The sequence below is a fragment of the Allobranchiibius sp. GilTou73 genome, from assembly GCF_021391335.1.
Taxonomy (GTDB): Bacteria; Actinomycetota; Actinomycetes; order Actinomycetales; family Dermatophilaceae; genus Allobranchiibius; species Allobranchiibius huperziae.
In genome coordinates this window covers 1,231,532-1,258,484 of record NZ_CP090051.1, presented here as the reverse complement: position 1 = coordinate 1,258,484, position 26,953 = coordinate 1,231,532, and the positions used below count along the sequence as shown (strand labels likewise).

Genomic DNA, 26,953 nt, shown 5'->3' with positions numbered 1-26,953 from the left:
TGACACGATGCAGGTGTGGGCCTGGACATCACCGCCGCCCAGCCGTGGCCGGCACTGCTGGATCTCCCTTGGGAGACCCCGCTCGAAGACTGGCCCGAGGACCTGCTGGCCGCACTGCCGCGCGGAATCTCCCGTCACGTCGTGCGATTCGTGCGCATCGAGGGCCGGATCATCGCGGTCAAGGAGATCAAGGCCGATATCGCCCGCCGCGAGTACTCGCTGCTGCGCAATCTGCGCCGCCTCGACCAGCCGGCGGTGGAGGCCGTCGGCATCATCGCCGGGCGCGTCGACGTGCACGGCGAACCCCTCGACGCCTGCCTGCTGACCCGACACCTGCAGTTCTCCCTGCCGTACCGCGCGATGCTCAGCCAGGCGCTGCGGTCCGGCACGGTGCAGCGTCTGATCGACGCGCTCGCAGTGCTGCTCGTGCGACTGCACCTGAACGGCTTCTGGTGGGGCGACGTGTCGCTGTCGAACACCCTCTTCAAGCGCAACGCCGGCGAGTTCGCGGCCTACCTGGTGGACGCCGAGACCGGAGAGCTGCACAACCGACTGAGCGACGGCCAGCGCGCCCACGATCTCGACATCGCCCGGGTCAACATCGCCGGCGAGCTCATGGATCTGCAGGCGGGCGGGCTGCTGTCGGACGAGATCGACGCCATCAGCGTCTCCGAGCGGATCATGACCCGGTACGCCGAGCTGTGGGCCGAACTGACCCGCGTCGAGACCATCGACCGCGGCGAACGCTGGCTGGTGGACGAGCGCATCCGGCGCCTCAACACTCTCGGCTTCGACGTCGGCGAGCTCGACATCGAGACCGATGTCGACGGTACCCGGATCCGCATCCAGCCGAAGGTGGTCGACGCCGGGCACCACTCGCGGCGGTTGCTGCGGTTGACGGGACTGGACGTCGAGGACAACCAGGCCCGGCGGCTCCTGAACGACTTGGACTCCTTCCGTGCCGCGCACGACCGCCAGAACGATGACGAGGAGATCGTGGCGCACGACTGGCTCACCACGATCTACGAGCCCATCACCCGCGCCGCGCCGCGGATCTGCGCGCCAAGCTGGAGCCGGCCGAGCTCTTCCACGAGGTGCTGGAGCACCGGTGGTACATGTCGGAGAAGCTCGAGCGCGACATCTCGATCGACGAAGCGGTGCGCGATTACGTGGACTGGGTGCTGCCCGACAAACCGGACGAACGGTCCGTGGTCGGCGTCGACACCCAGTCGATCCCCGTACGCGCCAGGGACTGAGGTGCCGGTGAGCCCGAAAGGGACTCGTGCGGCACGCGGTCCCGCTACTGTGCTCCGCACTGACCACAACGTCGACGGGGATCACGCATGAGCAACAACGACAATCCGTGGGAACAACCTCCGAGCGGTGAGGGCGAGCCTTCGGGCTACCCCCAGTACGGCGGGCAGCCGAACCAGGGCGGATACGGCCAGCCCCCCGCTCAGGGTGGCGACTACGGCCAGCAGGGCGGGTACGGCCAGCAGGGAGGCTACGGCCAGCCCCCCACCCAGGGCAGCGAGTACGGCCAGGCACCGGTGCAGGGCGGTGGCTACGGGTCCCCGCAGCAGTACGGCGGCGCGCCCCTGGCGACGCAGAGCGGTCTGTCCAACTGGGGTAAGCGGGCCGGGGGCTTCCTGATCGACGTCATCGCGCCCGGTTTCGTGGTCTACATCGTGGTGATCATCGCCTCGGCCATCAACAGCAAGCTAGGGCTCCTCGTGGGCGTGATCCTCTACCTGGGGCTGCTCGCGTTCCACATCTGGAACCGTTGGCTGAACGGCGGCCGGACCGGACAGACGTTGGGCCGCAAACAGTTCGGCACCAAGCTGATCGGCGAGGAGACGGGGCAGCCGATCGGCCCGTTGATGGCCTTCGTACGCGACATCGCGCACCTCGTGGACAGCGTGATCTGCTACATCGGGTGGCTCTTCCCGCTGTGGGACAGCAAGCGGCAGACCCTGGCGGACAAGATCATCAAGACGGTGGTCATCGACGTCCGCTGAGCGCGCGACGACTCACACAAGCAGCGACGAGCCCGCATCCTCTCCGGAGGGTGCGGGCTCGTCTGCTGCGGGGATCAGCGCTCGTGCCCGGGTGCCAGCGCACCCGATAGGTGGTCGTAGGCCACGTGGGCGTGCAACCGCACCCCGATGGCCAAGGTGTCGTCGTCGGCGTAGAAGCGCGGGTTGTGGTTGGAGACCACGCCGCGCCCGCCGGCGATCGGCGTCAGGTCGGTGCGGTCGTCGTTGAACCGGGTGTCCTGCACGCCGAGCATGACGTAGAGGCCGCCGTACGCGTTCACGAACTCCGAGACATCGTCGTAGCCGAGGGTGGGTGGCGTCTGGATCACGTTGCCCTCGCCGCCGACTCGCCGCAGTGTCGGCAGGCCGGCGTCGACCCATGACTGGGTGTGGTGCACCGCCGGCACGTCCTGCAGGAACTGGGTGGTCGCGGTGCACCCGTACGCCACAGCGCTGTGCTCGGCGAAAGTAGCGAACCGCTCCTGCACCCGAGACATGTCCGATTCGACGCAACAGCGGATCGTGCCCCACAGCGTCACCGTCTGGCCGATCACGTTGAAGCGCCCGACGTCCTGCACGTGCCCGATACTCACCGTCACCGGGTTGAACGCGTCGATCTGTCGGAAGATCTGGCCGATGCCAGTCAGGACGGCTCCCGCCGCGGGCATCGGGTCCACACCCATCCACGGAGTCGACCCGTGCACCTGCTCGCCGGTGATCTCGGTCTTGATCAGGCAGGAGGCGCCGTACTGGTTGCCGACCCGGTACCCGATCACGCCCTTGGGCAGGGGTCCGACGTGCATGCCGAAGACCATCGTCGGGTCGACGCCGTCGAGCGCACCCTGGGCGATCATCTCCCTCGCGCCACCCTTCTCGGTGACCGGCGGACCCTCCTCGGCCGGCTGGAACACGAACACCACCGTGCACGGCAGCTGGTCCCGGACCCCTGCCAGCACCGTCGCCGCACCGAGGAGCATCGCTGTGTGGCAGTCGTGCCCGCAGGCATGCGATACCGGGAACGGGCCGCCCGGGTACTCCTCGTCGACCACCGTCGAGGCGAACGGCACCCCGGACAGGTCCTCGACCGGAAGCGCGTCGATGTCCGCCCGCAGCACGATCACCCGGTCACCAGGCCGCCCGCCGCGCAGGATGCCCACGACGCCGTGCCCGGCGATGTCGGTGCGGACCTCGTCCAGGTCGAGGGACCGTAGGTGGTCGGCGATCAATCCGGCGGTCTTCACCTCACGGTTGGACAGCTCCGGATGCTCGTGCACGTGGTGGCGCCAGCGCACCACGTCATCGGCGACCTGGTCGACTCCGCGATCCAGCTCGGCATACACCTCGGCATCGGCAGCCTCCACGGGCGTCGGATGCGGTCAGGACCTCGTCGCGCGCTTGCGGGCGATCTCGTAGAGCGCGACGGACGCCGCGATGCCCGCGTTGAGCGACTCGGTGCTCGCGCTCATCGGGACCGACACGATCTGGTCGCAGTTCTCTCTGACCAGCCGGGACAACCCCTTGCCCTCCGAGCCCACGACGATGACCAGCGGCTCGGTCGCCAGCTGTACGTCGGGCAGCTCGACCTCGCCGTCCATGTCAAGTCCGAGGACGAAGAACCCCGCCTTGCGGAAGTCCTCGAGGGTGCGGTTGAGGTTGCCGGCAAGAGCGACCGGCACCCGCGCCGCGGCGCCCGCCGACGTCTTCCACGCCGACGCCGTCATGCCGACCGACCGTCGTTCGGGCACGATCACACCGTGTCCGCCGAAGGCACCGACCGAGCGGAGGATGGCGCCGAGGTTGCGGGGGTCGGTGATCCCGTCCAACGCCACGACGAGCGGGATCCCGGGTGCCTCGGGATCGAAGAAGTCGTTGGGGTGCGCGTAGTCGTAGGGCGGCACCTGCAACGCCAGACCCTGGTGGACGGCGCCGTCGGTGATCCGGTCGAGCTCACCGCGCGGGGTCTCCAGGATGGGAATGGCCCGGTCCGCGGCCAGCTTCAACGCGCTGCGGACCCGGTCGTCGGACTCGATGCGCCCGGCGACGTACATCGCGGTCGCGGGGATCTCGGCCCGCAGCGCGTCCAGCACCGAGTTGCGGCCGGCGACGATCTCCGAGCTGGGCTTCTTCGATCCCGAGCGACCACGCGACGGTCCGCGCGACGAGGAGCCGCCGCTGCCGCCACTCGACGAGGACTTGCTGTACGCCTTGTGATTGGGCCGCTCGGCCGCCTTCGGAGTCGGGCCCTTGCCCTCCAGTCCACGTCGTCGCTGACCGCCGCTGCCGACGCTGGCGCCCTTACGGCTCGCACCCTTGCGGATGGCGCCGCGGCGCTGGGAGTTGCCGGCCATGATGTGCTCTTTTCCTTGAAATGCGTGGGCGCGATGGGTGTCGCGCGCGGGTCAGGTCTGTTCGGTGGTGGCCTCTGCCAGGGACCAGCGGGCGCCGTCGGCGGTGTCCTCGACAACCACACCGGCTGCCGCGAGCTGATCGCGCACCCGGTCGGCGGCGGCGAAGTCCTTGGCGGCTCGGGCCGCGGCACGTTGGTCGATCAGCGCGTCGACGAGGCTGCCGAGGGCGAGACCGCTGCGATCACCGCCGTCGGAGGCCCATTCGGGCGCATAGGGATTGACCCCGAGTACGTCGGTCATCGCGACGACCTGCAGGGCCAGCTCGCGTGCCTTCGCCGACTCGTGCTCGTCCAGGGCGATGTTGCCCTCGCGCACGGTGTCGAACACGACGGCGAGCGCACCGGAGACGTTCAGGTCGTCGTCCATCGCAGCCGAGAACGCCTGCGGCAGCCCAGCGTCGAACGCGGTCGGCGCACCACCCAGCGCCCGCTCGAGGAAGCCCTCGATCCGTGAGACCGCGGCGGCGGCCTCATCGAGGGACCCCTCGTGGTATTCGATCGTCGAGCGGTAGTGCACCGCGCCGAGGTAGTAGCGCAGCACCAGCGGCCGCACCGTTTTGGTGATCTCGGTGACAGCCAGGGTGTTGCCGAGCGACTTGCTCATCTTCTCGCCGCCGAGCGTCACCCAGCCGTTGTGCATCCAGTAACGCGCGAAATCCATCCCGGCCGCGCGTGACTGGGCCAGTTCGTTCTCGTGGTGCGGGAAGCGCAGGTCGATGCCGCCGCCGTGGATGTCGAACGTCTCGCCGAGCCAGCGCCGCGCCATCGCCGAGCACTCCAGGTGCCAGCCGGGCCGGCCACGACCGAACGGCGTCGGCCAGCTGGCCGACTCCGGCTCGTCACTCTTGCGACCCTTCCAGAGCGCGAAGTCGCGGGGGTCGCGTTTGCCGCGCGGGTCGGCGTCCGCGGCGTCCTCCATGTCGTCGATGTTCTGGTGGGTCAGCTCGCCGTACGCGGGCCAGGACCGCACGTCGAAGTAGACGTCGCCGCTGTCGTCGGGCGCTGCATACGCATGACCCTTCTCGATCAGCGTCTCCATCAGCTCGACCATGTCGGTGACGTGGCCGGTGGCTCGCGGCTCGTACGTCGGGCGGCCCACTCCGAGCAGGTCCAGGGCGTCGCTGGTCTGCCGCTCGTGCTCGTAGGACCACGCGAACCACTGCGCGTCGTTGGCCCGCGCCTTGTCGAGGATCTTGTCGTCGATGTCGGTGACGTTGCGGACCAGGGTCACGTCGTACGCATGCCCGATGGTCAGCCAGCGACGCAGGATGTCGAACGCCACGGCGAAGCGGACGTGCCCGATGTGCGGGCTGCCCTGGGTGGTGAGGCCGCAGATGTAGAGCCCGACCCGGCCTTCCTGCAACGGCTGGAACTCACGCAGCTGCCGCGTGGCGGTGTCGTAGATGTGCAGGCTCACACGCCGAGTTTATCGGGGCCGCGCGGGCCCGACCGACCATCGCCGGCGCCCGAGTGGGTTGTGAGCGCAACGGTCACTTTCCTGCGACGGCGTACGGCGGGCGCGTGGGTTGTCGGCGCTTCGGTCACTCTCCTGCGCGCGGCGCCCGCGCGCAGACGCCCGGTCAGGAGCCGGCGTCGATCCACTCCTGCAGGTGCGGGGCCTCATCGCCGATGGTGGTGGCGTCGCCGTGGCCGGTCAGCACCCGGGTCTGCGGCGGCAGGGTGAGCAACCGGTCCCGAATCGAATCGATGATGACCGGGAAGCTGCTGAACGAGCGTCCTGTGGCTCCCGGGCCTCCCTGGAAGAGGGTGTCGCCGGTGAGGACGATCCCCAGGTCCGGGAGGTGGAAGCAGCAGGCGCCCGGCGAGTGACCGGGGGTGTGCAGCACCTCGATCCGCGCACCCGCCACGGTCTGGACGTCGCCGTCGGCGAGATCGTCGTCGAAACGCTGCTCTGGGTAGGTGAGCTCCCACAGCGGCCAGTCCTCGGGGTGCAGCGCGATGCGCACGTCGGGCTGCACCTGCTTGATCCCCGCTGCGGCATCGATGTGGTCGTTGTGCGCGTGGGTGCACCAGATCCCGGCGATCCGGCGTCCGGCGACGGCTGCCAGGATCGGACCGGACTCGTGGCCGGGATCGACGACCAGCACGCTGTCCTCGTCACCGATCAGCCAGACGTTGTTCTCCACGTCCCACGAGCCACCGTCGAGCTCGAAGGCCCCCGACGTGGTGACCTTCTCCACCCGGACGCCGTCACGCTGTGCCACGACCTCGCTCACAGCACGACCACCGAGCGCAGGACGACGTCCTCGCCGCCACCGTGCATCTTGTCGAACGCCGCCTCGACCTGATCGAGGCCGACCTGCTCGGTGACGAAGGTGTCCAGGTCGAAGCGACCCTGGCGGTAGAGGTCGATGAGCATGGGGAAGTCGCGCTCGGGCAGGCAGTCGCCGTACCAGCTGGACTTCAGGGCCCCGCCGCGGCCGAAGAGGTCGATCAGCGGCAGCTCCACCTTCAGGTCGGGCGTCGGTACGCCGACCAGCACGACCGTGCCGGCCAGATCCCTTGCATAGAAGGCCTGTTCGTAGGTCTCCGGTCTGGCGACGGCGTCGATGACGACGTCGGCGCCGTTGCCTCCGGTCAGCTCGCGCACCCGCTCGACGACGTCCTCGGAGCGGGGGTCGATCGTGTGGGTGGCACCGAAGTGCTTGGCCAGCTCCAGCTTGCGCGGGTCGACGTCGATCGCGATGACGGTCGTCGCACCGGCGATGGACGCGCCGGCGACGGCGGCGTCCCCCACCCCGCCGCAGCCGATGACGGCGACACTGTCACCGCGTGTGACACCACCGGTGTTGACGGCCGCGCCGAAGCCCGCCATCACGCCGCACCCGAGCAGGCCGGCCGCGGCGGCCGGTGCCGCGGGGTCGACCTTGGTGCACTGGCCGGCGGCCACCAGGGTCTTCTCCGCGAACGCGCCGATGCCGAGGGCCGGGGTCAGTTCGGTGCCGTCGGTGAGCGTCATCTTCTGACTCGCGTTGTGGGTGGCGAAGCAGTACCAGGGCTTGCCCTTCTTGCAGGCCCGGCACTGCCCGCACACCGCGCGCCAGTTGAGGACCACGAAGTCGCCGGGCGCGACGTCGGTGACGCCTTCGCCGACCGCCTCGACGACACCGGCGGCCTCGTGGCCGAGCAGGAAGGGAAAGTCGTCGTTGATGCCGCCCTCGCGGTAGTGCAGGTCGGTGTGGCACACCCCGCAGGCCTGCACCGCCACGAGCGCCTCGCCCGGCCCCGGATCGGGCACCACGATGTCGACCACTTCCACGGGCTGGTTCTTCGCGCGGGCGATGACGCCCCGAACGGTCTGCGGCATACCGAAACTCCCTCGATCGACGTTTCCCCCAACCTAGGCCGTCGCCATCGGAGCAGCACGGTCAGGCGGTGCGCCGCCTGCGCAGGAACGGGTCGGTGAGCGCGTCGGTGGTGTACGCGTTGCCGTCGTCGGAGATGTCGGTGCCGGGCGCCACGATCTCGTCGATCCGGTCCAGCACCTCGGCGCTCAGGTGCACGTCAGGAGAGCTCAGCTGACTGTCGAGCTGCTCCATCGTGCGCGGCCCGATGATGGCCGACGTGACGCCCGGGTGCTGCATCACGAACGCCAGGGCCAGGTCGATCAGCGTGATCCCGGTCTGCTCGGCGAGCACCGCGAGATCCTCGACCGCGTCCAGACGGCGCTGGTTCGCCGGGGTCGACAGGTCGAAGCGCTTGGGCATCATCCTGGTCCGGTTCGTCGTGGGCATCTCCTGCCCCTTGCGGAACCGCCCGGACAGCCAACCACCGGACAGCGGACTCCACGCGAGCACGCCCATCCGGTACTTCTCGGTCACCGGCAACACCTCGCGCTCGATGCCGCGCGCCAGGATCGAGTACGGCGGCTGCTCGGTCACGAACCGCGAGAGCGCACGGTCGCGTGCTATGACCTGGCCCTCCACGATCCGGTACGCCGGGAACGTCGAGGAGCCGAACGCGCGGATCTTGCCCGCCCGCTGCAGGTCGGTCAGGGCCGCGATGGTCTCGTCGTCGTCGGTGCCGGTGTCCGGGCGGTGCACCTGGTAGAGGTCGATCCAGTCGGTCTGCAGCCGGCGCAGGCTGTTCTCGACCTCCCGCACCATCCAGCGCCGGGAGTTGCCGCGCTGGTTCGGGTCGCCTCCGGGCGCGCCCATCGCGACGTCCATGGGGCTGTGGAACTTGGTCGCCAGAACGACATCTTGACGTCGTCCTCGAAGGGCCTTGCCGACGATGGTCTCGGACTCCCCCTGGGAGTAGACGTCGGCGGTGTCGATGAAGTTGATACCGGAGTCCAGCGCGTGGTGGATGATCCGCGCCGATTCCTCGTGGTCCTTCTCGCCCCAGGCGCCGAACATCATGGCGCCGAGGCAGAGAGGGGTGACGTGCATACCGGTGTGGCCGAGGTTGCGAGTGTCCATGTCTCGCAGCGTAGGCCCGCCCCCGAGTGGCATACCTGTGCGTCGAGTGGCGCACCTCCACGGGGTGCACTCGGCACACAGGTATGCCACTCGGCGGGGTCAGGCGGCGGGTCCGGCCACGGGCTCGGCGGGGTCAGGCGGTGGGCACGACGAGCGCGGTCGCGATCGCCGCCACGCCCTCGCCTCGCCCGGTGAGGCCGAGGCCGTCGGTCGTGGTCGCCGCCACGGAGACGGCCGCGCCGCCCAGCGCGTCCGAGAGCGCCTGCTGCGCCTCGAGCCGCCGCGGGCCGATCTTCGGACGATTGCCGATGACCTGCACTGCCACGTTGCCGATCTGGAAACCGTTGTCCTGCAGCAGCTCCCGCACCACCCCGAGCAGCACCGCACCCCGCGCACCCGCGAGCTCCGGGCGGGAGGTGCCGAAGTGTTGACCGAGGTCTCCGAGGCCGGCGGCGCCGAGCAGCGCGTCGCACATCGCGTGCGCGGCGACGTCGCCGTCGGAGTGTCCTTCGATCCCGCGCTCCCCCGGCCACTCCAGGCCGGCAAGGTGGAGGGGGCGGTCGTCGTCGGCGTACGGGTGGACGTCGACACCGATGCCGGTACGCGGCAATGGACTCATCGGGTGATCCTCTCCCCCGAGCTGGGAGCGGCCAGCGCCGCCAGGATCGTGTCGGCGATCCGACCCGGCGAGTGCGCGGCGGTGTCGATCCGCAGGTCGGGCTGCCACGGGTGGTATTCCCGCTCCTGGATCTGCTCCCAGCTGGGCTGCGGCATGCCCTCGATGTCGCCCACCCGGGTGGACGCACGCCGGCGGTGCTCGTCCTGGTCGCTGCAGAACAACTCGACCTCCAGCAGGCGGACGCCACGACCGGCCGCCAGGTCGCGCCACGCGTCGCGGGCGTACGGCACGCCGTTGACCATGTCGGCGACCACGGTCATCCCCAGATGCAGATGATGGGCTGCCAGCTCGTAGGACACCCGGTAGCCCACCTCGCCGACCGGGTGCTGCTCCAGGCCACTGTCGACGACGGCCTGCTCGATGACGTCGACTCGCAGATGGGTCAACGCCTTTCGCGCCGCCAGTGCCCGCGCCGTGGTGGTCTTGCCGACCCCGGGAAGTCCGCCGAGCACGATCAGCGTCGCTCCGTCCGGCGGTCGCAGGCGGCTCGCGGCGTTCTGCAGATCTGCCGCGGTGGTGATCTTCTCGGCCAGAGGATCGCCCTCGATGACCAGCACCCGCCCACCGGAGCGCTCGACCATGGCGGCGTCGTCGGTGGCGGCGGACCCACCGCTGTGGGCCCGCTGCAGCGCGTCCCGGGTGAAACCCTGCGGGGTCTGTACTGCGCGCAGCCCGTCCCGGTCGGGGGTGGCAGTGACCAGACCCGCGTCGTCGACCTGCTTGACGGTGTCGTGCACGGCCAGACCGGGCACGACCGCGTCGTACCCCTCGCGGACCGCGTTCACGACCCGGTCGAACAGGGCGGTCGGCGCGAGCGCACGCGCCGCGTCGTGCACCAGGACGACGTCGATGCCCGGCCCGAGGGCGCCCAGACCGGCCGCCACCGAGTCGGTGCGTTCGGCGCCGCCGGCCACCACCACGGCATCCGGGACGAGCGCCCGGAACTGCTCCAGATCAGGGGCGGGAGCGACCACGACCAATTGCCGCAGACCTCGTACGCCGCGGGCCGCACGGGCGGCGTGCACGACGAGGGGTTGACCGGCCAGTGGCACCAACGCCTTCGGCATACCGGCACCGAGGCGGGTGCCCAGCCCGGCGGCCACGACGACGACGCCCACCTCAGCGGAACTGGGGTGGGCGTCGTTCACGTGCGGTTCGGACGTCAGGAGGCGAGCACCTCATCGAGCGTGGCCTCGGCCTTGTCCTCGTTGGTGTGCTCGGCCAGCGCCAGCTCCGAGACGAGGATCTGGCGCGCCTTGGCCAGCATCCGCTTCTCGCCGGCGGACAGGCCGCGGTCCTGGTTGCGGCGCCACAGGTCACGCACGACCTCGGACACTTTGATGACGTCGCCCGAGGCGAGCTTCTCCAGGTTGGCCTTGTAACGACGCGACCAGTTGGTCGGCTCCTCGGTGTGCTCGGCGCGCAGCACCTCGAACACCTTGTCCAGACCTTCCTTGCCGACGACGTCACGGACGCCGACCAGGTCGCAGTTCTCTGCGGGTACCTCGATGGTCAGATCGCCTTGGGCGACCTTCAGCTTGAGGTAGAGCTTCTCCTCACCTTTGATCGTTCGTTTGTTGATCTCTTCGATGAGAGCCGCACCGTGATGCGGGTACACGACCGTCTCGCCGACCTTGAAAGCCATCTGTTGTTAGCCCCTTTCGCGACCTCCAGAATACCACGGCCGAACGGGCCCTCAGAAACGTTTCCGCAGGTCAGAGGGCATGCTGGCGATCCACAAGCCATAAATCGACCCTTGACAGATCAGCGTCTGTCGTGCACGCGCGCGGTCATCCGGTGTCCGTCGCGCAACCGGCTAGCGCCCCTGTCCGGCCGAGCCGGTAGTCTCAGCGCCGTGACGCGACGACTTCGAGCCGGCAGGTCCGCACTGGGCGCCCTCGGGCTGGCGACCTCGGTGTCGCTGCTCAGTGGCTGCATGTACCTGTCACCCACGCAGACCGATGTCAGCTACGACGGGAGCAACGGTACGAACGCGACCGTGGGCGACCTGACGCTCTCCGGTGTGCTCATCTCGGCCTCGAGCAAGGGCGCCCCCGGCACCATGCAGGGGATGGTGACCAACAACAGCGACAGCGCGATCGCGGTCACCGTCGCCGTGGGCGGCTCCCAGGCGAAGCTGTCCGTGCCCGCCGACACCGCGGTGCGGCTGGACGGTCAGCCCTCCGGCAACTCCACCAGCACCGTAAGCGCCGTCAAGGTCGCCTCGACTCCGGTGGCCCCGGGCGCGAAGACCACCGTCATATTCGCCACGGCCAGCAGCGGCCAGTCGCCCGTGGTCGTGCCGGTGCTGCTGCCCGGCCAGGCCTACAACTAGCCCATCGGCCACGGCCGCCCGGTGCGACCGCTCAGTCCGTCGTCTCGAACTTGTAGCCCAGTCCTCGCACCGTGAGGATGAAACGCGGGTTCGCCGGGTCCGGCTCGAGCTTCGCCCGCAGACGCTTGATGTGCACGTCCAGCGTCTTGGTGTCGCCGACATAGTCGCTGCCCCACACCCGGTCGATGAGCTGACCGCGGGTGAGCACCCGGCCGGTGTTGCGCAGCAGCATCTCCAGCAACTCGAACTCCTTGAGCGGCAACGCGATCGCCGCGCCGTCGACGCTGACCGTGTGCCGGTCGACATCCATCCGCACCGGGCCGGCCGACAGCGTGGGGGCCATCAGCTCCTCCGGTTCCTGGCGTCGCCGGATGACCGCCTTCACCCGTGCGAGCAGCTCCCGTGAGGAGTAGGGCTTGGTGACGTAGTCGTCGGCGCCGATCTCCAGCCCGACCACCTTGTCGACCTCGCTGTCCTTGGCGGTGAGCATGATCACCGGCACGTTGGAGCGCTGCCGCAGGGCGCGGCATACGTCGATCCCGGACAGTCCCGGCAGCATCAGATCCAAGAGCACGAGGTCGGCCCCGTTGCGGTCGAACTCGGTCAGCGCATCCGGACCCGTCTCGGCCAGCCCGACGTCGTACCCCTCCTTGCGCAGCAGGTAGGACAGCGGATCGGAGATGGACTCCTCGTCCTCGACGACAAGGATGCGAGTCATGAAGTGGCCTTTCCAGGGACGGTGGGTGAGGCGTGTGACGGCAGGCGGTCGATCGACCGACCGCCGGGGTCCGGCGCGTCCTCGAGAGCGGGCGGGACGGGCAGGTGGAGCGTGAACGTCGAGCCCTGGCCCTCCTCGGACCAGACCGACACCTCGCCGCCGTGTCCGGCGACGACGTGCTTGACGATGGCCAGCCCGAGTCCGGTGCCGCCGGTACGCCGCGAGCGCGCGGGGTCCACCCGGTAGAACCGCTCGAAGATGCGCTCCTGGTCCACGGGCGAGATCCCGGTGCCCTGATCGGTGACCGCCACCGAGGCCAGAGCACCTTGGCGACGCACCGTGAGCGCGACGCGGGTGCCCGGGTCGGAGTAGTGGATGGCGTTCTCGAGCAGGTTGCGGATCGCGGTCGTGAGCAGCGCCGGGTCGCCGAAGATGCGCACGTCGGTGCCGGTCGGGCTCGCCTGGATCAGCTCGATCCGCTTGTCCTCGGCGAGTAGCCGCACATGATCGACCGCCTCGCGCGCGCACGCCACGACGTCGACCGGCACGGGCTCGTCGAACGTGTCGGACACCTGCAGCCGGGACAGCTCCACGATCTCCTGCACGAGCCGGGTGAGACGGGCGGTCTCGGCATGCATCCTGCCGGCGAAGCGGCGTACGGCCTCCGGGTCGTCGGACGCGCCCTCGACGGCCTCGGCCAGCAGGGACAGCCCGCCGACCGGCGTCTTCAGCTCGTGACTGACGTTGACGACGAAGTCGCGTCGGGTCTCCTCGACCCGCCGGGAGTAGGTCAGGTCCTCCACCAGGGCGATGACGTGCTCGGCTCCGAGTCGCGCCACCTGGATGCGCAGGGCCAGGGTGCCGGGACCGACGGGTCCGCGTGCGACGTCGAGCTCGACCTCCCGGGTGTCGCCGTCGCGGCGCACGGCCCGGACCAGATCGAGGATCTCCGGGTGCGCGAGCTCGCTGCGGCGCACCAGTCCGAGCGCGTCAGCACGCGGCGACGCACGCTCGACCCGGTCGGAGGCGTCGACCACGATCGACATGCCCGGCAGCGCCTGGATGACCTCGATGACCTGGGGCGACAGGCTCGTGGGCCTCGTGCTCGTGGCGGTCTGCGTGGTCGCGGCACGCCGTCGCCATCCCGCGGCGGCGACACCGAGGAGGAGGCCGACGACCAGAGCGGCAGCCAGACCGAGCACGACGTACACGCGGGTTAGCGTACGCAGCGAACGGAGCGCGGATGACGCGTCGGCTCGCGTCTGCCTGGTGTTCATCTGCGAGCCTGATCCCGTTCACCGACCGATGTCAGCCTCTGGGCGACCCGCCCGGCAAGCCGAGGACAATGAGCGCATGCGCGACGCCTTTCACGAAGACCTGGACAAGATCTCCGACGACCTGGTCGAGATGACCCGACTCGTCGGCATCGCGATGACCAGGGCTACCGACGCACTGCTCCAGGCGGATCTGTCGCTGGCCGAGAGTGTCATCGCGGCCGACGACGACATCGATCAGCTGCGCCGGCAGGTCGACGACCACGCCATCGACCTGCTCGCCCGCCAGCAGCCGGTCGCCACGGACCTGCGGATGGTCGTGACGGCCATGCACATGGCCTCCGACATCGAGCGGATGGGCGACCTGGCCCGGCACATCGCCAAGGTGGCGCGGATGCGCTACCCCGAGCACGGCGTGCCCGACGAGCTGCGTGAGGTCATCACCGACATGGAGAAGACCGCCGCGCACCTGGCTGCGAAGACCGGTGAGGCGATCGCCCACAAGGACGCGCTGGCCGCCGTCGAGATCGAGAAGGACGACGACGCGCTGGACCAGCTGCACCGCAAGGTGTTCGCCACGCTGGTCGACCACAGCTGGGCGCACGGCACCGAAGCGGCTGTCGACGCGACGCTGATCAGCCGTTACTACGAGCGGTTCGGCGACCACGCCGTCGCCGTGGCGGCCCGCATCGTCTACCTGGTGACCGGCCGGTACGCCGACCAGCAGAGCTGACACTCCCCGCCGCCTGCCCGGCGGCGCACGTTGACGGCGTTCGCGACGGTTGACGGCGTTCGAACGCCGTCAATCGATGCGAACGCCGTCAGGGTGGGGTCGCGTCGGACCGCCTTCACCCGGAGGTGAATCCCGACCACAGCAGTGGATCGGTCTCGCCCCTCGCCCGACGGGCGGACCGGCCACGGGTGGCGGGCGGATCGGCGATCTCGTCCCACCCGTCCATCGTGTACTCCCCGCCGTCGACCCACATCACCGCGAAATGCTCGGTGGTCGGGCGCAGCTCGGGCGGAACCGTCGACAGCCACCGCTCCGGGTCGACGTGCACTTCGTCCGGGGTGTGGGCGTGGGCGCGCCACAACCTCGCCCGGGTCGGCGAGAGACCGACCCCCGACCACCGCAGCGCTTCATCGGCGCTGAAGCCGTAGTAGATCCACCACCTGCCCTGCTCGGCGATCGCCGGGTCCTCGAACGTGCGCGCCTCTTCGGGCAGCAGGTCCGGGTCCGTGGTCAGAAGATCGAAGGTGTCCTGTGCGTCGAAGCCGGCGTCGCGCCATACGCGCGCCCGCGAGAGACCTACGTCCCGGACCTGCGGGGCGTCCTCGGGCGTGAATCCCGCGTCCAGGATCGCCCCTAATTGCTCCATAGGCTCCTCGCTCCACTCGGCAGCGAGCTCGGGGTCCTCAGGAAGCCGGAGTGTCCGCCACCGCCGTATGAAGTCGATGAGCTCATCGCCGGTGCGATCCGTCTGCTCCGACCACTCCGCTACCTCCGCCGCCGTCCATCCCGTGTCGGCCTGCACCCGGTCGCAGTCCGCGGGCGGGTAACCCAGGTCGATGAGTCGATCGACGACGTCGGGGTCGAGACCAGCACGGTCAGCATCGCCGGCGCGTTCCGACCACTGCCCGATGAGTCCGCGCTCGTGGGGTGCGATCGCGGCCAGGGCGGTCGCCTCGTCCCACCGCAGCACGCGGCGGCCGACGGTCGCCATTGCGGGTATCTCATCGGGACCGAGACGGTCGTCGAGCTGGTCGAAGATCAGTCGAAGGGCCCGCTCGACCGACACCGACGGCCAGGGTGACTGCAGCAGCCAGGTGCGGTTCGCAGGTGGCGGGGGTGCACCGGCGGACTGCGCCCATCCGGAGCGATCCTGGTCGGGCCAAGAGTCGCCGTCCGCCTCCAACGGGACCCAGGTGCGCAGGTGTGCGGGCCAGACAGCGGGCATCAGGTGGTAGAGGGGGGCGGGCTCGAGCCGGGTCCAACCGTGGGCGGTCAGCCACGCGACCGTCCTGTCGGCAGCCGGTTCGTGACGACCCCAGGGATCGACACCCCATACGTCGTCGCCGAGCTCATCCCCTGTCCCCATGGCGACATCCTGCACCGGCGCGGGGTGCTTGCGGCGCGGAATGCGCGCACCGTCGCAGTACGTTGACGGTGTTCGCGACGGTTGACGGCGTTCGAACGCCGTCAACGGATGCGAACGCCGTCAGGGTCAGCCCCGGCCCGGCGTCAGCGACCCTGGTTGGCCACCGCTTCGGCCGCCGCCTTCGCGGTCTCCGGGTCGAGGTACTCCCCACCGGCCACGGTCGGCTTGAAGTCGTCGTCGAGGTGGTAGACCAACGGCATCCCGGTGGGGATGTTGAGGCCCACGATGTCGTCGTCGCTGACGCCGTCCAGGTGCTTGACCATCGCGCGCAGGCTGTTGCCGTGCGCGGCGACCAGCACGGTCTTGCCGTCCTGCAGGTCCGGCTTCAGGTCCGACTCCCAGTAGGGCAGGAAGCGCGCGATGACGTCCTTGAGGCACTCGGTACGCGGCGCGTCGGCGCCGAGATCGGCATACCGGGGGTCGCCGTCCTGGCTGAACTGCGAGCCCGGCTCGATCGGGGGCGGCGGCACGTCGTACGAGCGGCGCCAGGTCATGAACTGCTCCTCGCCGAACTCCTCCAACGTGGCCTTCTTGTCCTTGCCCTGCAGCGCGCCGTAGTGCCGCTCATTGAGCCGCCAAGAGCGCTTCACCGGGATCCAGTGGCGGTCGGCGACGTCGAGCGCGAGGCCGGCGGTCGTGATCGCCCGGCGCAGCAGCGAGGTGTGGACGACGTCCGGCAGCAGGCCGGCGTCCTTGATCAACTCCCCGCCGTGCACAGCTTCGTCGCGACCCTTGTCCGTCAGCGGGACGTCGACCCACCCGGTGAAGAGGTTCTTCGCGTTCCAGTCCGATTCGCCGTGCCGCAGCAACACCAGGGTGTGAGTCATGCCGGTCAGTCTAGGAGGGGGTCAGTCCTGCAGCAGGTGTGCGAAAGCCTCGAGGTTGCGGGTGGACTCACCGCGCTTGATCCGCCAGGCCCACTCGCGCTTCATCGACGACAGGAAGCCGATGACCAGCAGCTCGTTGAAGGGTGCGTCGGCCGCGTCCAGGACGGCGCCGAGCACGTCGTCCAGGTAGTCCGATCCGACCGCCGCGAGCGGCACCCGGCCGCCGACGTAGACGTCGCCGGTGCCGTCGATGGAGTAGGCCACCGCCCCCATCCGCAGGTTGCGCCGCAGGAGGAACGTGTAGAACTCCTCGGCGTTCTCGTCCGGGTGACGGATGACGAACGCCGTTGTGGTCAGTGCCTTCTCGCCGACCAGTAACGACGTGACCGTCTTGAGCTTGCGATCGCCCGGGAGGGTGACGACGTACTCGCCGTCGCGGGCGCCGGTCTCCCATTCCAGATCGGCGTCGGCGAGAAACGCGCGGATGGTCTCGTGGACTTCCGCGTGCGCGGGGTTCACGGGATCACGGCCTCGGCGAGCGGAAGCTCCAGCAGCCGGGCCGGGCCCGCGTCGTCGGCGATGCCGGTACGCGCGTCGCGGCAGGCCCGCTCGTAGACCGCCAGCAACTCATCGGTCGTGCGTTCCCAGCCGTAGCGCTGCGCATGCTCGACGGCCTTGTGCGCCAGAGCTTTCCGCTCGTCCGGGGTGCTGTCGAGCACCGCCAGCAACCGCTCGGCCCACACCGCCGGGTCATGTCCCTGCACGAGGACACCGGCGCTTCCGACCGCGCGCGGCAGGCCGCCGACGTCGGCGGCCACGACCGTCGCGCCGCAGGCCTGCGCCTCCAGGGCCACCAGTCCGAACGATTCGGAGCGGGAGGGGACGGCGACCGCGTCGCTCGCGCGGAACCACTGCGCCAGCTCCTGACGCGGCACGGGCGGCACGAACTGCACGATATCGGCGATCCCGAGCTCGCGGGCCAACGCCTGCAGGGCGCGCGGCTTCTCCAGCCCCGATCCGCTCGGCCCACCGATGACTGCCACGATCAGGCGCCGCCGTCGTTCGGGGTCGCGCCGCACCATCTCGGCGGCAGCCCGCAGCAGCACATCCGGTCCCTTGAGCGCCTGGATCCGGCCGACGAAGAGCACCAGCTCCGCGTCCTGCGGCAGCTCGAGGGCCTCGCGGGCGGCCTGTTGATCGCCAGGGGCGAAGGTGACCAGATCGACCCCCGGCGGTACGACGCGCACCCTGGCCCGGTCGCCGTCGTACAGCTCGACGAGCTCGCGCGCCTCGATCTCGGTGTTGGCGACCAGCAGACTGGCGGCTCGCACGACCTGCTCCTCGCCGATCTCCCGACCGGCCGGCTCGGGCCGATCGCCTTGTGCCAGCGAGCGGTTCTTCACCTTGGCCATCGTGTGCATGGTGTGCACGAGCGGCACATTCCATCGGTCGGCGGCCAGCCAGCCGACCTGACCGGAGAGCCAGTAGTGGGAGTGCACCAGGTCGTAGTGACCTTCGGGGCTGATCGCCACGAGTCGCATCACCCCGGCCGCGAACGCGCACAGCTGACCGGGGAGGTCGTCCTTGGACAGTCCCTCGTAGGGGCCGGCGTCGATATGACGCACTAGGACGCCGGGTGCGACGGGTACGACCTCGGCCGACGCGGCGCTCGTCCGCCGGGTGAAGATCTCGACCTCCACACCGCGCTCGCCGAGGCGACGTGCGGTCTCCAGGACGTAGACGTTCATCCCACCGGCGTCCCCGGTGCCGGGCTGCTCCAGCGGCGACGTGTGCACGCTGATCATCGCCACTCGCCGTACGGCGGAGGGGATCTCGGGCAGAGGTGACATCGCCGTCCAGTCTGGCACGGCCCGGACAGGGCGTCCCGGTACCCTCGCCCGGTGCGAGAGGTGAAACCGGTGGGTCTGGTGACCCGAGGCACCACCGCACCGAATCGGCTGCGCCGCTGCGACCGGTGGCTCACTGGACCTCAGGCGTGGCGGCTTCGCACCGTCGACCGGCCCCTCGTGGTCGACCTCGGATACGGCCGACACCCCGTGACCGCGGTCGAGCTGCACCACCGGCTGCGCGCCGTACGCCGGGACACCGAGGTGGTCGGCGTCGAGATCGAACCCGCCAGGGTCGCCGACGCCCTGCACCTGCAGCGACCCGGACTGTCCTTCGTACGAGGCGGATTCGAGATACCGGTGAGCGGGCGGGTGCAGGTCGTCCGCGCGTTCAACGTGCTGCGCCAGTACGACGAGGCGCACGTCGCGCAGGCCTGGCCCCGGATGCAGGCGAGGCTCGCCCCCGACGGTCTGGTGGTCGACGGCACCTGCGACGAGATCGGTCGGGTCGCGAGCTGGGTCGCGCTGGACGCGGGCGGCCCGCTCTCGCTGACCGTCTCGCTGCGACTGGCAGATCTGACGACGCCGTCGGTCGTGGCCGAGCGCCTGCCCAAGGCCCTCATCCATCGCAACGTCCCCGGCGAGCGGGTGCACGCGTTCCTCGCCGCGCTGGACGAGGCGTGGGAGCGGGCCAGTCCGCTGTCGGCGTACGGCTCGCGCCAGCGTTTCATCTCCGCCGCTCGCGCACTGCACGATGTCGGCTGGCCGTTGCACGACGGACCCGCCCGGTGGCGGATGGGCGAGATCACCGTCGACTGGGACGCGGTCCGCCCCGGCTCCTGACCGGGGCGGAGGCGTTCAGGCGGGTCGACCGGTGGCCGCGACGTACGCCGTGCCGGTGCCCGTGAACGACAGCGCTCCCTCGGCCGCCTCGACGAACACCGCCTGACCTGGGCACAGGGTCAGAGCCTCCCCGTCGCACGTCACCCGCACCGACCCGCCGAGTGCCAGCACGATGCGCGGACCGGTCTCGGCGACCTGGGCCGGCTCTTCTCCCTGATCGACCAGGGACAGCGAGAACTCTTGCGCCGACTGCGGATAGCGCACCACCCGTCCGACCCGCTCGCCGACCTCGGCGACCATCTGGCGGTGCACCTGCACGATCCGCAGCAGCTCGGCCACGTCGATCTTCTTGGGCGTGAGCCCCGCGCGCACGACGTTGTCGGAGTTGGCGAGGATCTCGATGGCGGCACCCCGCACGTAGGCGTGCAGCACCCCCGCGGGGACGAAGACGTAGGTGCCCGGAGCCTCGACCCGATGGTGCATCGTGAGCAGCACGACGAGACCGACATCGCCGGGGTAGTCCAGGGCCACGGACCGGACGGCGTCCGCGACATCGGCCGGGACCGTGTGCGCGCCGTCGAGCGCCGCGAGCGTCCGCTCGACCAGGTCCGGGCGGGCGTCGACCGGGGTCGCCAGGATGCCCGCCAGGATGTCGTGCGCGGTGAGGGATTCTCTCGCGATCGCCCGCAGTTCCGGCACCCCCAGACTGCCGAACCGGGCCACGATCTCGTCGTACGGCACCATCCCGGCGAACATCTCGAACGGCGTCAGCGGGACGACCGCCTCCGGCTTCGGGGAGCGGTCGGTGTAGGTCCCGGGCGCCGCGTCCAGCGCCTGCCGGGCGTCCGGATGACACTGGATCGACAGAGCCCGCTCAGGGGCGAGCACCTTGAGCAGGAACGGGAGCCGATCACCGGTGCGTGCCGCGAGGTCCGCGCCCAGAGTGCGCGCCGGGTCGGCGGCGATGATCTGGTCCAGCGTGGTGTCGTCGAGCAGCGCCGGCGCCGCCTCGTGCGCGCCGAGCCACAACTCCGCCTCCGGCTCGTGCGTCGGTGCGGATCGCCCGGTGAGTTCGGCCAGGACGGTGTGCGAGCCCCAGGCGTACGACCGCACCCGGCCGGTCAATCTCCGCATCAGTGCTGGGGATTCACCAAGGTCCGTAGGGGCCCTGGTTACTGGACTCCCTGGCCTTGCCGAGCACCTGTCGCAGCGCGGGGCGCACGTCGACGAGGTAGACGGCCGAGCCCACGATGGCGATGATCCCGAGGAAGCCGATCGGACTCTGCACCGTCAGGATCCCGAGCAGCAGCGCGATCCCGGTGATGAGCAGCCACTTGTTCTTGGTCAGCTTGCCCGCGGCGCGGAACGCGTCCTCGCGGTGGCGCAGGCAGTCCACGAACGCCACGACCTCACACGCCAGCATGGCCAGACCGAGGACCAGCGCGATCCAGTACTGGACGAAGGAGAGGCCGGTCAGCAGGTTCATGGCCAGAGTCTACGTTCGCCACCTGTGCCGATTCCCCGGTATCCGGCGCGACGATTCGCGCAATTGGCGGGCCCTCGGGCCTGCCGCGGGTCGCCTCAGGTCTTGATCAGGATCGTGAAAGGGCCGTCACCGGTGAGGGTGACGCTCATCCGTGCTCCGAAGCGACCCGTCTCGACGTGTACCCCTCGCTCCCGCAACGCCGCCACGACGTGCTCGACCAGCGGCTCGGCGTACGCCGCGGGCGCCGCGGCTGCCCAGGACGGTCGCCGCCCGCGTCGGGTGTCGCCGTACAGCGTGAACTGGGAGACCACGAGCACCGGTGCTCCCAGATCGAGCACGGACCGCTCATCGGACAGGATGCGCAGCTCGGCGATCTTGCGGGCCAGGAGCTCGGCCTCGGCGGTCGAGTCCTCGTGCGTGACACCGACGAGCGCCATCAGACCGGGGGTGTCGATCCGCCCGACGCACTCCTCGCCGACGTCGACGCGCGCCTGCGTGACGCGTTGCACCACCGCCCGCACGCGGGACTCAGATGGCTACGGGGAGCACGGCGCCCACGGGCTGCCCGTGACCGAGGACCGGCACGTCGGCGATCTCGTCGAGCCCGGGGCTGTCGACACCCGCGGAGCGCAGCAGCGCGGCCATCACGACCTGGCGTGCCCGCTGGCTGCCGTCGGCGATCTTCACCGCGAACCCGCGACCGTCGGGCAGACCGACGGCGTAGACGGCCTCCGCGCCGTCCTTCGCGACGGCGCCCGGGACCGCGCGGATCAGCGCCGTGACGTCCCGGCGGGTGCCGCCGAGGTACTCCGGGTGCGCGCGGATGGCGTGCGCGACGCGGCCCTCGTGGGTCGCCTCGTCCGCAGCAGCGATACGTCCGAACGCTCGCGCGAGACCGGCCAGCGAGATCGCCATCACCGGGGCGCCGCAGCCGTCGACAGCGGTCGCGCTCACCTGCTCGCCCGCGATCTCGGAGATGGTCTGCTCCATCGACTCCTGCAAGGGGTGCGCCGGGTCGAGGTAGGTGCTCGGGTCCCATCCGGCGGCCCGGCACGCGCCGAGCATCCCGGCGTGCTTGCCGGAGCAGTTCTGCGCGAGGGAGGTGGGGCCGTGGCCGGCCGCGAGCCAGTCGTTGCGGGCCTGCACGTCGTACGGCAGGTCGGGGGTGTTCTGCAGGTCCTCCGGCGAGAAATCGTGCTCGGCCAGGATGTGGCGCACCCCGTCGAGGTGGAAGGCCTCCCCGAGTGACTGGCCGAGGCCAAGGCGAGCAGCGGGGCGTTGAGCTGCAACCCCGCCTTCAACATCGCCACGGCCTGCAGGGGCTTGTTGGAGGACCGGGGGAAGCAGGGAGCGCCGGCGTCCCCGATCTGCCGGACCACCGCGCCGTCCGGGGCCGTCAGGACCGCGCAGCCGTGGTGCACCGACTCCACGAATCCGTTTCGCACGACGTGCGCCACCACGGGCGCACCGGACAGGGCTTCGACCGAACTCACCCGAGCACGATAGGTGCCCGCCCCGAAAACACCGAAACTCCCCGTCCTACCGACGAATCGGTATGACGGGGAGTCGCGTGGTGCTGCCCGGTGCGCCGCCGTCGGGCAGCGCACCGGACAGTGCTCAGGAGCTGGAGCTCGTGGTGCTGGGGGTCGAGCTCGAGGTGGTGGTGTTCGCGGTGGTGCCGGTCGACGCGGGCGTGGTGGACGTGGTCGTCTTCTTCGCTGCGGTCTTGCGGGCCGGCGTGGCCTTCGCGGTGGTGGTCTTGCGGGCCGGGGTCGCCTTCGCGGTGCTGGTCTTGGCCGCGCTCTTCTTGGCGGTCGACTTCTTCGCGGTGGTCTTCTTGGCGGCGGCCTTCTTCGGGCCGGGCATGCGGGCGCTCGGCTTGGCGTTGCCCTCCTTGGCGGCGGCGCTGCGGCCGTCGCGCTCGGCGACGCGGCTCAGGCGCGAGGTGTCACTGGACACCCGGGCGGCCACACCGGCGACGTTGCGGGCGACCTCCTTGCGACCGGCGAAGACGGTGCTCTTGGCGGTTGACGTGGTCCCCGCCGCAGTCTGGCGGGCCTGCTTGCGCACGTCGTCGGCCTGCTTGCGGGCCCGACCGGTGATGCTGTCGGTCTGCGCCTGCAGCTTCTTGGCGACCGGCTGGTTGCGCAGGTCATCGATGACCTTCTGGCCGCGGGCGACCAGGTCGTTGTAGGACTTCTCCAGGTCGCTCTGCACCTGGGTCACGGTGGAGGTCGCGGTCTGCGGCAGCGCCTCGATCTGGGCGACGAGGTCGTTCACGGCCTCGGTGACGCGGCCCTGGGTCTCGGCGAGCCGGGCCTGGACGGCCTTCGGCTGGGCCTCGGTGCGCAGCGCCTCCGCACGCTCACCGGCCTGGTCGAGCAGCTCGAGCACGTTGTTGACCGCCGCGTCGGCGGCTCCGACGAGCGCGTAGAGGGGGGTGTTGTTCTCGGTCTTCTTCGATGACTTGGCAGCCATGATCGATACCTTTCCGTTGGACGTGATGGATGTTCGGTTCAGCTGGAGTGCTTCGGTTCGTCGTCGACGAACGATGCGTAGAGATCGAGCAGGACACCGCGCTGACGATCGGTGAGCAGCGGATCGGCGCGTATTGCCGTACGCACGTCGAGTGCGCTGCGCTCACCGCCCGACGGATCGGCATCGAGCAGACCGGCGTGCACGTAGAGCTGCTCGGCGGAGATGCGCAGCCCCTTGGCCAGTGCCTGCAGGATCTCGCCGCTGGGCTTCTTCAGGCCCCGCTCGATCTGGGACAGATAGGGATTGCTGATCCCGGAGCGCTCGGCCAGCTGCCGCAAGGAGAGCTGTGCCTGCTGGCGCTGCTCCTTCAGGAAGCCGCCCAGATCGCTCACGGGACTCGGTGTCATGTGACCAGTATGCTTGCTGCAGTTAGCAGAGCGCAAGCTGAAGCAAGCGTGATGCTACTCACAAGTAGTGAGCGGCTTCCCCTAGGCCGGGCGGGCGAGCAGCAGGTAGCAGCGGCGGCTGGGGTACTCCGCGTCCGGGATGGGCGCGCGCACGCAGCGGGCCACCTCGACGAGCCCCGCCGCGGCGGCGATCCGCGCGACCTCGTCGGGGTCCAGGAACCACCCGTCGAACGTGACGGGGTGACCCAGGAAGTTCTCGGAGCGGTGCGCCGTGCCCATCGCGATCCCCGGCGCGTCGATGTGGAACGCGACCAGCAGCTGCCCGCCCGGTCGCAGCACCCTGGCCATCTCCCGGAACGCCACGGGACGCTCGTCCGGGTGCAGATGGATGATCGAGTAGAACGCCGTCGCCCCCGCGAGCACGCCGTCCGCAAGCGGAAGGGCGCGCAGATCGCCCGCCGCGAAACCGAGGTCACCGTGCCGCGCGCGACCGGTGGTCGCCATCGACGGCGACAGGTCGACGCCCACCACCTGGCGGGCGCCGCACCGGCGCAGATGCGCGGCGACCTGACCGGGCCCGCAACCGAGGTCCGCCACCGGGCCGTCCCCGATGCTGTCGACCAGTCCGGCGAGCAGCGCCCGGTCCAGGGGCTTGGTGTCGAGTTCACTCGAGACCGCCTCGTCGTACGCCGTCGCGACAGTGTCGTAGAGGACGCGGACCGGGTCGCTCACGGCGTGACGATCACCGTTTGCGCTGCGGCGCAGTCGTCGGCGACGAGGTCGACGTCGGTCGGAGTGCTGCGCTTGACGACCGCGAGCGCGATGGGGCCGTCCTCGTGGTGGCGCGCGACCGTGGTGATGACACCGACCGGACGCTCGACGCCCGGGACGCGCAACTGCGCGCCCGGCTCGGGGAGCAGGTGACCTGAACCGTCGAGGTGCAGGAAGACCACCCGGCGCGGCGGACGGCCGAGGTTGTGCACCCGCGCGACCGTCTCCTGCCCGCGGTAGCACCCCTTGTGCAGGTGCACAGCGGTGCGCAGCCAGTCCAACTCGTGCGGGATCGAGCGGTGGTCGGTGTCGGCGCCCAGCCGGGGTCGCCAGTCGGCCACCCGCAGCGCCTCCGCGGCCAGCATGCCCGACAGCGGCCGGTCGCCGATGAAGTCCGCGGCGCGGTCGCGGGGCACGATGACCTCGCGCCAGCGCCGTCCGGTCGCGGGATGCGGGCCGTCGCCGGAGTACGACGCGGTGTCCGGTCCCATGGTCGGCCACGGGTCCACCCAGACCAGGGTGCCGTCCGCGGCGTACTGCTCGGCGCTGCCCGCCTCGTCGCAGACCTGGCCGAACTGGGCGAAGTCGGCGCTGACGTCGGTGACCTGCACGCGCAGCATGAACTGCATCGAGGTCAACCACTGCACCAGTGCGTCGGCGGTGCCGGGCTCCACCCCGAGCCAGGCGGACTCGCCGTCGTCCACGACGTGGATCGCGTGCTCGACGTGCCCGTGCGGGCTGAGGACCAGCGTCTCCACGCCGTGGTGCGGCGCGAGGTCGTCCAGCTTCTGGGTGGTCATCGAGTGCAGCCAGGTGAGACGGTCGGGCCCGGTGACGCGCACGAGCCCTCGGTGGGACAGGTCGACCAGCGCATCTGCGCCCAGGAGGCGGCGTTGCTCCCCCATGGGGTCGCCGTAGTGCGCGGGAACTCCCGCGTCGATCCCCTGCCCGTCGACCGCTCCGGGGCGGGTGAGCGAGGAAGTCGCCGTTGTCGTGGTCACCATGACAACGGTACGCCGGGCGACCACGCACGCCGATTCGGCAGTGGCCGGTCACGCAGCTGTGAACTGCTCGATGACCAGCGTCGGGACGCGTTCTCGGGACCGGTGCCCACCTACACTGACCGCCATGACGCAGGACCCCGCGCATCAGGGCGCCGCCTCCGGACCCGACGACGCGCGAGACGCCGAGACCTCGCCACACCCCGGCGGCACCGAACCGGCCGGCAGGGAGTCGACCCCGACCGAGGACGCCGACCAGGCCGCGGAGCAGGCACCGCCGGAGGAGAAGAAGCGCGCCGGCTGCTTCAAGGTCGGGTGTCTGACCCTGCTGTCGATGATCGTCGTCATCGCTCTCGCCGTCGGCGGCCTGGCGCTCTACGTCAACCACCAGCTGGACCAGATCCAACACTCCAACTCGCTGCTGCCCTCGGACGGGCCGACCCGCGACGCGACGGCCGGCAAGGCGCAGAACATCCTGCTGCTCGGCTCGGACTCCCGCGGGAAGAACCTGCGCGACAACGGACGCTCGGACGTCATCCAGCTCATGCACGTGAGCAGCGACCGGCGCAGCATCCAGGTCGTGCACTTCCCGCGCGACCTCTACGTCGCGATCCCCGGACACGGGATGAACAAGATCAACGCGGCGTACTCCTTCGGCGGGTCCAAGCTGCTCGTGTCGACCATGCAGAACCTGCTGGGACTGCACATCGACCACGTCGCGCAGATCGGCTTCGACGGCTTCACCAAGCTGACGAACGCGATGGGCGGGGTCGACGTCTACGTGCGCTACCCCTACAGCGAGGGCGGCTTCGGCTCCTGGACGCAGGGCTACCACCACATGAACGGCGAGCAGGCGCTCGGCTTCTCCCGCGAGCGCCACCAGCTGCCGCACGGTGACATCGACCGTGGGGTGGACCAGCAGGAGTGGATCAACGCCATGGTCACCAAGGCGCTGTCCCGCGGCACGCTGGAGAACCCCAAGCGGGCACTCGACATGATCTCGGCCATCGCGCCGTACACCCTGACCGACACCTCGACGTCGTACCTCATCACGCTCGCCGTCAGCCTGCGCAACATCAGCCGGAACGACCTGACGTTCTACACCGCACCGTTCTCCGGTTTCGCCAAGAACTCCGTCGGAGACGTCGACGTGGTCGACATGCCGAAGATGAAGCAACTGGGCGCCAGCCTGCGCACGGACTCGATGAGCAGCACCTCGGTGACGCCCAACACCGTGAGCTGA

Annotated in this window: 27 protein-coding genes and 2 pseudogenes; 6 read left to right on the top strand and 23 right to left on the bottom strand. The window is 70.1% G+C overall.

Features of this window, described 5'->3' with window-relative positions:
* The first annotated feature begins 15 nt into the window (after positions 1 to 15).
* Positions 16 to 1,256, top strand: a pseudogene (locus LVQ62_RS06350) (DUF4032 domain-containing protein).
* An 87-nt stretch (positions 1,257 to 1,343) separates the two neighbouring features.
* Positions 1,344 to 2,018 (top strand): RDD family protein, encoded by a 675-nt coding sequence (locus tag LVQ62_RS06345; RefSeq protein ID WP_233766623.1) that lies wholly within the window; start codon positions 1,344 to 1,346, stop codon positions 2,016 to 2,018.
* A 74-nt stretch (positions 2,019 to 2,092) separates the two neighbouring features.
* Here the strand turns inward: LVQ62_RS06345 and LVQ62_RS06340 are convergent, their stop codons facing one another.
* From LVQ62_RS06340 to LVQ62_RS06295, 9 genes are all read right to left on the bottom strand, one after another.
* On the bottom strand, positions 2,093 to 3,397 hold the full coding sequence (locus tag LVQ62_RS06340) for an amidohydrolase (RefSeq protein WP_233766618.1): 1,305 nt from the start codon (positions 3,395 to 3,397) through the stop codon (positions 2,093 to 2,095).
* Between the two features lie 15 nt (positions 3,398 to 3,412).
* Entirely contained in the window at positions 3,413 to 4,384 is a 972-nt protein-coding gene (rlmB, locus tag LVQ62_RS06335; RefSeq protein ID WP_233766616.1) for a 23S rRNA (guanosine(2251)-2'-O)-methyltransferase RlmB, read from the bottom strand.
* A gap of 51 nt (positions 4,385 to 4,435) precedes the next feature.
* Positions 4,436 to 5,860: a cysteine--tRNA ligase gene (cysS, locus tag LVQ62_RS06330; protein ID WP_233766614.1), complete on the bottom strand. Its 1,425-nt coding sequence runs from the start codon at positions 5,858 to 5,860 to the stop codon at positions 4,436 to 4,438.
* 163 nt (positions 5,861 to 6,023) lie between these two features.
* Positions 6,024 to 6,680 (bottom strand): MBL fold metallo-hydrolase, encoded by a 657-nt coding sequence (locus LVQ62_RS06325; protein WP_233766612.1) that lies wholly within the window; start codon positions 6,678 to 6,680, stop codon positions 6,024 to 6,026.
* Positions 6,677 to 7,771 (bottom strand): S-(hydroxymethyl)mycothiol dehydrogenase, encoded by a 1,095-nt coding sequence (locus LVQ62_RS06320; protein ID WP_179482899.1) that lies wholly within the window; start codon positions 7,769 to 7,771, stop codon positions 6,677 to 6,679. Before LVQ62_RS06320 ends, LVQ62_RS06325 begins: the two co-directional genes overlap by 4 nt.
* 61 nt (positions 7,772 to 7,832) lie before the next feature.
* Positions 7,833 to 8,885 (bottom strand): aldo/keto reductase, encoded by a 1,053-nt coding sequence (locus LVQ62_RS06315; RefSeq protein ID WP_233766610.1) that lies wholly within the window; start codon positions 8,883 to 8,885, stop codon positions 7,833 to 7,835.
* Positions 8,886 to 9,018: 133 nt separating this feature from the next.
* Positions 9,019 to 9,504, bottom strand: coding sequence for a 2-C-methyl-D-erythritol 2,4-cyclodiphosphate synthase (gene ispF / locus LVQ62_RS06310; RefSeq protein WP_233766608.1), 486 nt, complete (start codon positions 9,502 to 9,504; stop codon positions 9,019 to 9,021).
* Positions 9,501 to 10,712 carry a 2-C-methyl-D-erythritol 4-phosphate cytidylyltransferase gene (gene ispD, locus LVQ62_RS17755; RefSeq protein WP_370639679.1) on the bottom strand — a complete coding sequence of 404 codons (1,212 nt, stop codon included), beginning with the start codon at positions 10,710 to 10,712 and terminating at the stop codon, positions 9,501 to 9,503. The genes ispF and ispD overlap by 4 nt, the downstream gene beginning before the upstream one ends.
* A gap of 14 nt (positions 10,713 to 10,726) precedes the next feature.
* Complete coding sequence (locus tag LVQ62_RS06295) at positions 10,727 to 11,209, bottom strand: CarD family transcriptional regulator (protein WP_179482905.1); 483 nt, start codon at positions 11,207 to 11,209, stop codon at positions 10,727 to 10,729.
* 210 nt (positions 11,210 to 11,419) lie between these two features.
* Here LVQ62_RS06295 and LVQ62_RS06290 point away from each other — a divergent pair, with 210 nt between their 5' ends.
* Positions 11,420 to 11,899 carry a hypothetical protein gene (locus tag LVQ62_RS06290; protein ID WP_233766605.1) on the top strand — a complete coding sequence of 160 codons (480 nt, stop codon included), beginning with the start codon at positions 11,420 to 11,422 and terminating at the stop codon, positions 11,897 to 11,899.
* A 31-nt stretch (positions 11,900 to 11,930) separates the two neighbouring features.
* Here LVQ62_RS06290 and LVQ62_RS06285 read toward each other — a convergent pair whose 3' ends face one another.
* Positions 11,931 to 12,617 (bottom strand): response regulator transcription factor, encoded by a 687-nt coding sequence (locus LVQ62_RS06285; protein WP_179482909.1) that lies wholly within the window; start codon positions 12,615 to 12,617, stop codon positions 11,931 to 11,933.
* Positions 12,614 to 13,828 (bottom strand): cell wall metabolism sensor histidine kinase WalK, encoded by a 1,215-nt coding sequence (locus LVQ62_RS06280; RefSeq protein ID WP_233766603.1) that lies wholly within the window; start codon positions 13,826 to 13,828, stop codon positions 12,614 to 12,616. The genes LVQ62_RS06285 and LVQ62_RS06280 overlap by 4 nt, the downstream gene beginning before the upstream one ends.
* Before the next feature lie 142 nt (positions 13,829 to 13,970).
* Here LVQ62_RS06280 and phoU point away from each other — a divergent pair, with 142 nt between their 5' ends.
* Positions 13,971 to 14,624 (top strand): phosphate signaling complex protein PhoU, encoded by a 654-nt coding sequence (phoU, locus tag LVQ62_RS06275; RefSeq protein ID WP_179482912.1) that lies wholly within the window; start codon positions 13,971 to 13,973, stop codon positions 14,622 to 14,624.
* A gap of 115 nt (positions 14,625 to 14,739) precedes the next feature.
* On the opposite strand, the gene LVQ62_RS06270 is transcribed toward phoU, so the two are convergent.
* The 4 genes from LVQ62_RS06270 to mshA all read right to left on the bottom strand — a co-directional run bounded on the left by LVQ62_RS06270 (position 14,740) and on the right by mshA (position 18,727).
* On the bottom strand, positions 14,740 to 15,990 hold the full coding sequence (locus LVQ62_RS06270; RefSeq protein ID WP_233766599.1) for a hypothetical protein: 1,251 nt from the start codon (positions 15,988 to 15,990) through the stop codon (positions 14,740 to 14,742).
* A gap of 143 nt (positions 15,991 to 16,133) precedes the next feature.
* Positions 16,134 to 16,877, bottom strand: a complete 744-nt coding sequence (locus LVQ62_RS06265; RefSeq protein ID WP_233766597.1) for a phosphoglyceromutase — start codon at positions 16,875 to 16,877, stop codon at positions 16,134 to 16,136.
* A gap of 21 nt (positions 16,878 to 16,898) precedes the next feature.
* Positions 16,899 to 17,396 carry a YbjN domain-containing protein gene (locus LVQ62_RS06260; RefSeq protein WP_233766596.1) on the bottom strand — a complete coding sequence of 166 codons (498 nt, stop codon included), beginning with the start codon at positions 17,394 to 17,396 and terminating at the stop codon, positions 16,899 to 16,901.
* Complete coding sequence (gene mshA, locus LVQ62_RS06255) at positions 17,393 to 18,727, bottom strand: D-inositol-3-phosphate glycosyltransferase (protein ID WP_233766594.1); 1,335 nt, start codon at positions 18,725 to 18,727, stop codon at positions 17,393 to 17,395. The genes LVQ62_RS06260 and mshA overlap by 4 nt, the downstream gene beginning before the upstream one ends.
* 51 nt (positions 18,728 to 18,778) lie before the next feature.
* Between mshA and LVQ62_RS06250 the strand changes: the two genes are divergently transcribed.
* Positions 18,779 to 19,567, top strand: a complete 789-nt coding sequence (locus tag LVQ62_RS06250) for a class I SAM-dependent methyltransferase (RefSeq protein ID WP_233766592.1) — start codon at positions 18,779 to 18,781, stop codon at positions 19,565 to 19,567.
* Between the two features lie 15 nt (positions 19,568 to 19,582).
* On the opposite strand, the gene manA is transcribed toward LVQ62_RS06250, so the two are convergent.
* The 8 genes and pseudogenes from manA to LVQ62_RS06210 form a co-directional block, all read right to left on the bottom strand.
* Positions 19,583 to 20,701 (bottom strand): mannose-6-phosphate isomerase, class I, encoded by a 1,119-nt coding sequence (gene manA / locus LVQ62_RS06245; protein WP_233766590.1) that lies wholly within the window; start codon positions 20,699 to 20,701, stop codon positions 19,583 to 19,585.
* 13 nt (positions 20,702 to 20,714) lie between these two features.
* Positions 20,715 to 21,053, bottom strand: coding sequence for a DUF2516 family protein (locus tag LVQ62_RS06240; RefSeq protein WP_179482930.1), 339 nt, complete (start codon positions 21,051 to 21,053; stop codon positions 20,715 to 20,717).
* A gap of 95 nt (positions 21,054 to 21,148) precedes the next feature.
* Positions 21,149 to 21,574, bottom strand: coding sequence for a D-aminoacyl-tRNA deacylase (dtd, locus tag LVQ62_RS06235; protein WP_233766586.1), 426 nt, complete (start codon positions 21,572 to 21,574; stop codon positions 21,149 to 21,151).
* Positions 21,575 to 21,581: 7 nt separating this feature from the next.
* A pseudogene (locus LVQ62_RS06230) lies at positions 21,582 to 22,546 on the bottom strand (asparaginase).
* 124 nt (positions 22,547 to 22,670) lie between these two features.
* The gene (locus tag LVQ62_RS06225) at positions 22,671 to 23,531 is read right to left on the bottom strand and encodes a hypothetical protein (RefSeq protein ID WP_233766584.1); all 861 of its coding nucleotides are present in this window, start codon (positions 23,529 to 23,531) and stop codon (positions 22,671 to 22,673) included.
* A 38-nt stretch (positions 23,532 to 23,569) separates the two neighbouring features.
* Positions 23,570 to 23,938 (bottom strand): helix-turn-helix domain-containing protein, encoded by a 369-nt coding sequence (locus tag LVQ62_RS06220; RefSeq protein ID WP_208052479.1) that lies wholly within the window; start codon positions 23,936 to 23,938, stop codon positions 23,570 to 23,572.
* A gap of 81 nt (positions 23,939 to 24,019) precedes the next feature.
* Positions 24,020 to 24,670, bottom strand: coding sequence for a class I SAM-dependent methyltransferase (locus tag LVQ62_RS06215; protein ID WP_233766576.1), 651 nt, complete (start codon positions 24,668 to 24,670; stop codon positions 24,020 to 24,022).
* Positions 24,667 to 25,713, bottom strand: coding sequence for a folate-binding protein YgfZ (locus LVQ62_RS06210; protein ID WP_233766574.1), 1,047 nt, complete (start codon positions 25,711 to 25,713; stop codon positions 24,667 to 24,669). The genes LVQ62_RS06215 and LVQ62_RS06210 overlap by 4 nt, the downstream gene beginning before the upstream one ends.
* A gap of 124 nt (positions 25,714 to 25,837) precedes the next feature.
* Here LVQ62_RS06210 and LVQ62_RS06205 point away from each other — a divergent pair, with 124 nt between their 5' ends.
* On the top strand, positions 25,838 to 26,953 hold the full coding sequence (locus LVQ62_RS06205) for an LCP family protein (protein ID WP_233766572.1): 1,116 nt from the start codon (positions 25,838 to 25,840) through the stop codon (positions 26,951 to 26,953).